A 9,220-nucleotide genomic window follows, 5' to 3' on the forward strand; every position below is an offset into this window, starting at 1 on the left:
TACACCGCAGGAGATCCCTCACCCTCGCTGCGCTCGGGTTCGGGATGACGTGGGGAGTTACCCTTTTTTTATTTATTTAATAGCGCATATTTTCTATTCATTTTAATATCTTACTTCACTTTTCGGGCAACCAAAATTAAATTGCTCAGAACCCCTTCTAATTCCTGAAAAAATATGGCATCTATTCATCTTGCATATTCAAAATGATAGCAAACGATTAATAGCTGTTTGATGTTTATGCAAAAGGGAACTCGCATAAATCGAGCCAATTTATATTCATTTTTTAAAGCGAAAATTGACATAGGAGAAGGATAAAGATATGAATTTCGGAGAATGTAGTGTTCAAAAAACACTGGGTAAAGATGTAAATCTCAAAATAACTCAACAGGAATTTGAAGTGAAAGGAGTCTTCAAAAACTCTTTATTTACAAGTTCAAGTCTTTATAAACATAAAAGGAAGCAACCCTCATGAATGAACATAATGATTCGATACAATTACGCTCAAATGAAGAATTAACTAATTTCAGAAAAAAACATTTTTTACCTACCGCAGGATTTTACCATAAAGAACCAATTCAGCTCGTCAAAGCACAAGATACTTATGTATGGGACTCTGAAGGAAAACGTTATCTTGATGCCATAGGCGGAATTGTTTGTATCTCAGCCGGACATAATCATCCTAAAATCAAAAAGGCACTAATTGAGGCAATTGAAAGTGATGCAATTCAACACACAAGCCTTCTTTATTTAAATCAGGCACCCATCGAAACTGCAGAGCGCTTGCTTGAAGAAGCACCTTATGGCATGGACAAAGTATCGTTTACTAATTCCGGTTCAGAAGCCAATGAGTTAGCGATTATGGCAGCACGCCATGCGACGGGAGAAACTATGGTAGTGAATGTGCGTCATTCTTATCATGGTGGAACTTCTGCTGCACTTGCTTCATGTGGTCATTCAATATGGCGATTCAAGGGACAGCCTGTCACTGGCGTAACCTCTGCGCTTGAACCCTATTGTTATCGCTGTCCTTTTAAACAAAAACCAGACAGCTGCGATCTAGAGTGCGCAAAAAATGTTGAAACAACCATCCAGAATTCAACGCATGGCAAGATAGCTGCTTTTATACTTGAACCGGTGATGGGTGTAGGTGGATTTATTACCCCTCCCGATGACTATTTTAGAGAGGTTGCCCGTATTGTTCATAGTTATGGAGGTAAATACATCAGTGATGAAGTACAGACAGGGGCAGGCCGTGGTGGCAGTGATCTCTTACTCACAAAAACCTTGGATATTGATGCAGATATGGTAACCATGGCTAAAGGTTTGGGAAATGGCGCTCCAGTTGGTGCGGTGCTGATGAAAAGTGAGGTCGCTGAAACAATGACTGGCAAAACATATTTTAATACCTTTGCAGGTGACCCACTACAAATGATCCAATCCAAGCTTACATTGGAAATTATTAAAGAAGAACAGCTTGTAGAAAATGCGCGTGCTATGGGAGACCTGCTAAAAGACGGTTTCTCTCAGCTACAAAAGAAGCACCCTCTCATTGGAGATGTTCGTGGTCGCGGTTTACTTTTGGGAATTGAATTAGTCAAAGATCCGCAAACAAAAGAACCTGCATCGGATGAGGCACTTCGATTAATGGATCTTTGCAAGGACAAAGGGCTATTAGTTGGAAAAGGAGGACAGTTTGGTAATGTTTTCCGAATAGCACCACCCTTAACCATTAATCGAGAGCAAGTCAATTTCATACTTGAAACACTCGATCAATCTTTATCAGAACTGTCAGACGCATATACTCCATAACAAACCAACTATTAGGTTGAGTCATTTCTGACTCAACCTCGATTTATTTTTGAACATAATTTCAGGTGTCTGGACCAACTATTTAAAATATATGCAGAAAAGCTAAGACGCAACATGTACTTCGCGTACTAGAGCTAACCATGCTTTTGCAGCATCAGAGAGATAAGCATCACGTCTCCAGGTCATCGCCATATTCCACTGAAACGCATCGCCTTCAAGTAAAGGAAAGAAAATCTGGGGATTTGACTTTTCACGAGCAATCATTCTTGGCAAAAAAGCAACGCCAAGACCCGCAGCAACAAGTTCCAACATAAAATCAATCTGACTGCTTTGGGCAACTACTTTGGGCTCGAACCCAGCCCGATGGCTCGCATCCAGTATGATTCGATGCAAGGCAAAACCACTACCAAATAAGATAAATGGCGTATCTTTAAGCTCTAATAAAGAAATTGAAGGTCGCTTTGCCAAAGGATGACTCGACGCCAAAAGAGCGACTAACGGTTCACTACGGATTAATTGACTGTCAAACTCTTCTGAAATAGTTAATAAAGTTCCAGCAAAATCGATTTCACCTGCTCGTAAACATTCCGCAAGTTTAACACCTCCATGTTCCATAAGTTCTACTTCAATACCAGGATAGCGTTGGTTATAACGAGCAAAAAGAGGAGCAAATAGAGTGCTAGCACCCACTGGAGCTATTCCAAGACGTAATCGTCCTTGTTTCAAACCACGAACGTCATCCAGTTCCTTAAACAGATCATCGTGATCTGCAAGGAGCTTAATACCTCGACGATAAACAATTTCACCCGCAGCAGTTGGCACACTACGCTTCTTAAATCGTTCAATAAGCGGAATACCAAGCTCTTCCTCAAGCTGCTTTATTGCTTTACTCACTGTTGACTGAGTAGCAAACAGAGTTTCTGCAGCTTTAGAAAAACCACCTTGACGAACAACCTCAACGAAAGCACGAAGTAGTTTTAACTCCATAATTATTCCATTTTAGAATGATTTATATTCGATAAATTCATTTTATTCATATTGAATAAAAGTGTAAAATCCATTGAAAGAGGAATAGTCACAATGATCAGATATATAACATTAAAAATTCAGCAGTGCTCCCTGCTCCAAGTTAGCCTGGTATGCCTATTTTGGCTTGCCAGTGAGCTTATTGTTCACTTTTTTAAACTCCCTTTTTCCGGCGGAATCTTTGGCCTGGGGGTTGTTTTATTGCTTTTAGCAACAAAACGCTTAACACTGAACCTTATTAAACATGGAGCTGAATTAATCCTTGCAGATATGCTACTTTTTTTTATTCCAGCTGTGCTTGCACTACTTGAGCATCATGAGTTTATTGGCATCTTAGGTCTTAAAATTCTTTTTGTTATTTTGCTTAGTACGCTATGCGTGATGTTAGTCACTGCGACTGTTGTGGATTATTGTTATCATTGGAGAACTGACCGTGCCAAGTCACATTCCATCTGATCCAATAACGCAAACACTGGTCTGGTCACTTATAACGATTGGCATGTATTTTATTGCCAAAAAATTACATAGGCGATGGAAATTTTGGTGGTTAATGCCACTTGTTTTAACACCTATTCTTATTGCCAGCTTTGTTCTTTTATTCCATGAAAACTATCAAGATTATTTTCGTGGAACAAAATGGTTAATTCAATTAATTGGGCCGGTGACTGTTGCTTTTGCAATTCCCATTTACGAGAAACGGGCACTAATTCTCCAACATTGGCCGGTACTTTTAATTGGTGTACTCGCTGGCAGCTTTACTGCAATATTATCAAGCTGGACATTAGCAATGCTTGTAGGCCTTGATAAAAGTATACAGTTAAGTCTACTACCCCGGTCTATCAGCACGCCATTCGCGCTTGAAGCATCACATGGTATTGGGGGTATCCCTGAATTGACGGCCATATTCGTGATGATTACAGGCATATCGGGAGCTATTATTGGTGACCTCATCCTCAAACATTTATCGTTTCGCTCGCCCCTGGCCCGAGGCGCACTATTCGGTGCTGCAGCACATGCCGCAGGGACTGCACAAGCTCATAAAATAGGACATACCGAAGGAGCGATTGCCTGCTTGGTTATGATTTTAGTGGGTCTTTTAAATGTGTTACTTCTTCCACTTATTTGCCATCTGCTCTAATGAATTTGTTGATGATTGAGTCACGGCCAGCGAGTTTTTTACGAAAAAGTATTGGAAGTAAGTAAAAATAGATTCCATTAATACCAAAAAAGTTTTAAATTCTAACTTTCATCTAATAATACTAAGAACTATCTCACCATGCGCTTAAGACTACTATTTTTATTTTTCTTTGCTAATGCTGCGATTGCAAGTCCCTGGTTCACAGGACCATTACTTGCTCCGGCTGGAAAAACAATACCGAGAGGCCATCTAAATTTTGAACCATATGCATTTTATAGCGGTTATCCTCAGGGATTTAGAAACTTTGAAGTTGTTCCCATCCTAAGCATTGGGGTTTTTAGCTTTTTAGATTTACAAACCTCTCTACCTTACGATTACAGTTGGGATAAAGGGCGTCATGGAAATGGGGTTGGAGATTACAGTTTGGCTGCAGGATTTCAAGTTTTGCGACAAAAGGAAAACTCATGGCTTCCAGATCTCCGCGTGGTAGTACAAGAGGTTTTTCCTACAGGACGCTTTGATAACTTGGACCCTAATAAATTGGGTACCGATCAAACAGGTTTAGGTTCCTATCAAACTTATCTTGGCTTTAACTTTCAAAGATTGTTCCAGTTGAAAAATGACCATTATTTACGTACGCGTTTGAGTTTAATCGGGGCGAAATTTAGTGATGTCAAAGTACAAGGAGTCAATGTTTTTGGCGGTAGTGCGACGACCGAAGGTAGGGTAAAGCTTGATAATAGTTATTCTGCTGACTTGGCGTTTGAATATACGTTAACACAAAAATGGGTTCCTGTTTTTGAAGTTTTGTTTGTACACAACCCTAGCAGTAATTTTGAAGGTAACCCCGGATTTACTCCAGGTGGGACTATCGCAGGTATAGGGGGAAGAGCAAACGAGCAAGTATCGCTAGCCCCTGCCGTCGAATATAATTTTAACTCCAATCTCGGGATTATTGGTGGTGTTTGGTTTTCTGTAACAGGACCGCATGCAGCTAAATTCGTAACTGGAGCTCTTGCACTTAATTACTATTTATAGACCTCAGCTTCTTGTTTAATCTGATCGCTTCTCAAGCAGCAGGAGCGGTCAGTAAGCGAATTTCACGTTCTTCTTCCGGTAATTTCTTGGCAAGCCAATGCTCTTTTAAATCTACTTCTCTATCAGTGTCTACCTTATTGAGAAATCTACTGAAAAATAAAGTTTTTCCTGCAGCCAAACGCCCTATCCCTATAAAAACTCCCAAGCCAAAAAGAGTGACACTGACTATCATGGCTATATCGGCAATTAAGCGGCGAGTATCGTGACGATGCTTAAACTCAGAGTGAGCAGCACTAATTATGTCATCAGCCTGTTTTTTTATAGGAAGCTCTGACAAGCGGATATCCAAGGCTTTTTTATAGAATCGATCGATTGATTTATCGTATTCGCTGTCATATTTTTTCTCTTTACTTAGAGCAAGTTTTTGATCCCGAAACTCTTTTAGAGTTAATAGATCCTCGAGCAAAACTGAGGTGAATTTTTTATATGTTCCGTGTCTAAGAATTGCCAGCCTAAGATATTTATTCTGAAAAACAGCGTTAACTAATTGACTTTGCAGAGGCTCTTTAATGCCATTAAGTATTGGTTCCAGCTTTTTTAAAAGTGTATCTACGGATTTGTTTGGAGACTCAAGTGAAATAACTTTGGCCTCAAGAAGCTGTTCATAAATAATTTTGGTCCGTGTTAATTGCTTATGAATTTTTTTGGCACACTCAGAGGTAAGCTCACTATCTAAAGACTCATAATTTTGGATTGTGCTAGAAAATAAGGGATTATCAAATATATGTTTTTTGGCATGTACGGAAGTTGCGTTTTCTAAGTCAAAATATAGTTGATACAAACTATCTTCTGTTTGTTTTATTTTATATTCAACTTGAAACGGTTCTTGTGGTAATTTCCCAATTAATTGATTTAACAAACAAAAATTTATTCTTCTCTCTGCAATCGTTTGCGATGCATTGATTTTTTCAAGATACGTCTTATAAGCAAGCTCAGTAGACTCGCTTAATCGAGAAGCGTAGTGTTTTTGCTCATTCTCTGGAAGCATTAGATATTTTTGTTCCAATAGAGTAAGCGCCGCAACTTGATCTTCCTTGTTTGCGAAATCATGCAGAAGCGCTAGGAATTCTCGTAAGTTTTCGAGCTCAATCTGAGCATTTTCAACAGCTTTATTGGCTTCAAAAATGAAGAAAGATTCTTGCGATAACTTATGTAGCTCCCTAAATAACTTCTCTTTAGCTAGCAGATCAGCATGTTCTTTAAACTGACGGTTCTGCGCTCCAAAATGGTGAATTGTACGTAATTGAATGATTTTCTGTTCAACATTGTCTTTACGCTTTTTAAACTCAGCCTCTTCAGTTTGAAGTGCTGTATCCAGACGTTGCCATAATTCTTGACTATTTGTGATGCGTTTTAGCAAAGCACTAGGCTTTTCTGCATTTAACTCTTCCAAACATAGAGTAGCAAGTTGCGCACCATTCATTTTTTCTAATGCTTCATCACTGATGAAATAGAAAAAAGGGCTTTCAAAAACTTCATCAGAAGGTTTATTTATGGCACCAAGATGCTTTTTTGTTATAACTTCATTTGCTTCTTTAAATCGTTCTACCGCTTCTTGAAACAAACTTACTGTATCCCTCATCTCATCCCATGAGGCTTTATCGTTCTGTTGTTTTTTTAAAGTTCGGAGCATCGAAATCACATCAGAACCTGCTGTAAGAAGTCTACTGACTTTACACCAATAAGAATGAGGATGATATGTTTCATATTGCTTAGCAGGATCTTCATAGGGTTTAAAACGTAATGAACCTAGATCGCTAAGATCAAGAGTAAATAAACGTCTCAGAATAGTGCTTTCACGATACTGGGGTACAAAAGCATGCCCAAGACTAAGCTCCGTATTATTATTCGAGTAGTTAACGAGAATATTCGTTGTTTGAGAAGAGGCGTGCTCCCAAAGATTAAGAGTTTCTGCGTTTTGCGCTAAAAAATCCACATACTGATTAAATTGCTTAGCCAAGTCATTTAAATCTAATTTCGTATAATCAATAAGATTGATTTGTGCAAAGGGTAAGAGATTTTTTTGTATTCCTGTTATCAGTCCAGGGAATGAAATTTCATCACTCTGTGTTAACGTGATGGGCTGAGTAAATACTTTAGCCCGCTCTATAGCTCGCCTCAATTTGTCAATAGAATCCATACTGATAGAAACTGGGTAGTCGCACACCACCCAGCTTGTACTTAAATCAGCATTCTCATCTAAAGAGGATGAGAATGGATTTTGCAGAGCCTTAATTTGTATCTCAATCTGCTGAAGAAATAATTGCAGCGCTTCCTGCTCCTTGGTAATAGACTGTTTTTGAAAATGCTTTTGAATACTCAATAATTTTTCCAAAATAGCGCTACATTCTTCCTGTAAATCATCGTATTGATTTTTTAGTAAGAGCTCCTGATGGGTTTGATTCAATTTCGGATCAATCTCCAGCTGCAACTTAAACAACTCTTGAATACGTTCAATAGCCTTCTGGTACGCAATTGGAATATTTTTTAATTGAATAATTTCCGCAATCTGGTGTTTCAACGTCTCATAACTATCAATCTGACCTTGTTGTAATTTTTTGATAGTCAGTAATAAATTAGTCTGTAAATTGGAGAGGATCAGTTGACTCTCAACATCCAGTTGACTTTCAATAATGAACACTTGATAGATACGCTTCAAATAACTATCGAAATCGAGTGCAATATAACTTAATGAGTTATCTTTAGAGGCTAAAGCAGTTTCAGGTTTGGTGAGCAATAATGCTAATAAGCCTTCTTTATGATCTTCGTCAGACAGCTCCCTCAATTTATCTAAAGTATTTTTAATAGATGGCCAATTTTTGTTGGTAATTGTGACTTGCATTGCTCCATATTTATCCGGTGGAAAAACTCCTTTTTCCAATAAAAGTTTGGCTTGATACACTGGATCACTAAAATATAAAGACCCGGCCGCTGTATAAGTGTCAGAAGCTCCCTTTAACGAATGTCCTTGACCAAATTGATCATGATCTTGTTGTACATTATTGGGATACTTTTTTGCGCCCCACAAAAATTCTAATGCGGAAGCGGCTGGTGCGGTTTGTTCAAGACCAAGCATGAGCAAGCAATCACTGTCATTGCGATGAAAGTAAAAATGGCCACTGCAACCATTGGCTGATATTTTTTTTCCATAAAAATTATCTTGCCCATCACCACCCATAGCGATATTAATACCAAAATCTTGAGGGGTCTTGATAAGTCCGGGCAATTGCCCCATTAAACCCAACAAAAATCCCTTCCCTTCGACAATTTCTCCGCCCATATCGCGACGCACATTATGAGTGGCTGAGCGGGAAAAAACATTATTTCTTCCATCCGGAGTAGGAAAATAATTTAATAATTCTTCCCTGCTGTCTCCGGTTAAGTCTTGATAGTCAAGAATAATACGGCTGGCATGTGATAAATAATCAGCAATGCTTAATTGATCCGAGGGCGCTTTTAATTCAGGTGATTTGGATAAATAAGGACGCACCTTGAAGTCGCCAGAAGCTAAACAGGACAGCAATAACTGCGTCATATGAACCGCTATGTCATCCTTTGAATTATAGATAAAAGTATTCGCCCATTGCTCGGCAACAGCAACTTGATCTTGTTCGATAGTACAAGACAGAATTTCAGATTTTTTATCAGGCATTCTTTTTTAGACAAAATTGAATTTTGTCTGGATGATAACAAAGAAAGCGCATGGATACAAAAAAAGCCAACTGTATAAACGATGGATACAATAGACTTAAATGTTCAATAAGCATACTGTTTATAGCAAAGCATAATGCAGGAGTTTTTGCTCTGAGAACAAATCAAGAAGCCCGCTTTAATGCTCGCAGGCTACAGATTTCGTAACTCCCCACGTCATCCCGAACCCGAGCGCAGCGAGGGTGAGGGATCTCCTGTCAGGTGGAACAGTTTTTAAAGAATCGATTGATACAAATCATTCCACTCTGGGTTCAATGCATTAATCAAATCATGCTTCTTTTTTCGTGACCAACCCTTGATTTGTTTTTCTCGTTCAATGGCTACAATGATACTCCCACAAGCTTCATAGTATACCAATCGATCCACGTTGTATTTTTTGGTGAATCCAGCAACTAGCTTATTTTTGTGCTCATAGACACGACGAATCAATTCATTGGT

Annotated in this window: 7 protein-coding genes; 4 read left to right on the forward strand and 3 right to left on the reverse strand. The window is 38.8% G+C overall.

Going from position 1 to position 9,220, the window contains the following annotated elements; genetic code table 11:
- The first annotated feature begins 468 nt into the window (after positions 1-468).
- Positions 469-1,809, forward strand: a complete 1,341-nt coding sequence (locus BW930_RS16535) for an aspartate aminotransferase family protein (RefSeq protein WP_058468071.1) — start codon at positions 469-471, stop codon at positions 1,807-1,809.
- A 102-nt stretch (positions 1,810-1,911) separates the two neighbouring features.
- On the opposite strand, the gene BW930_RS16540 is transcribed toward BW930_RS16535, so the two are convergent.
- Positions 1,912-2,796, reverse strand: a complete 885-nt coding sequence (locus tag BW930_RS16540; RefSeq protein WP_058468072.1) for a LysR family transcriptional regulator — start codon at positions 2,794-2,796, stop codon at positions 1,912-1,914.
- A 93-nt stretch (positions 2,797-2,889) separates the two neighbouring features.
- Here BW930_RS16540 and BW930_RS16545 point away from each other — a divergent pair, with 93 nt between their 5' ends.
- The 3 genes from BW930_RS16545 to BW930_RS16555 all read left to right on the forward strand — a co-directional run bounded on the left by BW930_RS16545 (position 2,890) and on the right by BW930_RS16555 (position 5,011).
- Positions 2,890-3,291, forward strand: a complete 402-nt coding sequence (locus tag BW930_RS16545; protein ID WP_058468073.1) for a CidA/LrgA family protein — start codon at positions 2,890-2,892, stop codon at positions 3,289-3,291.
- Positions 3,269-3,973, forward strand: a complete 705-nt coding sequence (locus BW930_RS16550) for an LrgB family protein (RefSeq protein WP_058468074.1) — start codon at positions 3,269-3,271, stop codon at positions 3,971-3,973. The genes BW930_RS16545 and BW930_RS16550 overlap by 23 nt, the downstream gene beginning before the upstream one ends.
- Positions 3,974-4,111: 138 nt before the next feature.
- Complete coding sequence (locus BW930_RS16555; RefSeq protein ID WP_058468075.1) at positions 4,112-5,011, forward strand: hypothetical protein; 900 nt, start codon at positions 4,112-4,114, stop codon at positions 5,009-5,011.
- A 31-nt stretch (positions 5,012-5,042) separates the two neighbouring features.
- Here BW930_RS16555 and BW930_RS16560 read toward each other — a convergent pair whose 3' ends face one another.
- Positions 5,043-8,723: a LepB GTPase-activating domain-containing protein gene (locus BW930_RS16560; RefSeq protein ID WP_058468076.1), complete on the reverse strand. Its 3,681-nt coding sequence runs from the start codon at positions 8,721-8,723 to the stop codon at positions 5,043-5,045.
- 272 nt (positions 8,724-8,995) lie between these two features.
- A partial coding sequence (locus BW930_RS16565) for a GIY-YIG nuclease family protein (protein ID WP_076547606.1) occupies positions 8,996-9,220 on the reverse strand: 225 nt, incomplete at its 5' end.

Origin of the sequence: Fluoribacter gormanii (assembly GCF_900156395.1) — a bacterium.
Taxonomy (GTDB): Bacteria; Pseudomonadota; Gammaproteobacteria; order Legionellales; family Legionellaceae; genus Legionella; species Legionella gormanii.

Bases quoted from the DNA above. Each gene is read 5' to 3' on its own strand.
- BW930_RS16540 (WP_058468072.1), bottom strand. From the start codon at position 2,796: ATGGAGTTAAAACTACTTCGTGCTTTCGTTGAGGTTGTTCGTCAAGGT.
- BW930_RS16535 (WP_058468071.1), top strand. From the start codon at position 469: ATGAATGAACATAATGATTCGATACAATTACGCTCAAATGAAGAATTA.
- BW930_RS16555 (WP_058468075.1), top strand. From the start codon at position 4,112: ATGCGCTTAAGACTACTATTTTTATTTTTCTTTGCTAATGCTGCGATT.
- BW930_RS16545 (WP_058468073.1), top strand. From the start codon at position 2,890: ATGATCAGATATATAACATTAAAAATTCAGCAGTGCTCCCTGCTCCAA.
- BW930_RS16560 (WP_058468076.1), bottom strand. From the start codon at position 8,723: ATGCCTGATAAAAAATCTGAAATTCTGTCTTGTACTATCGAACAAGAT.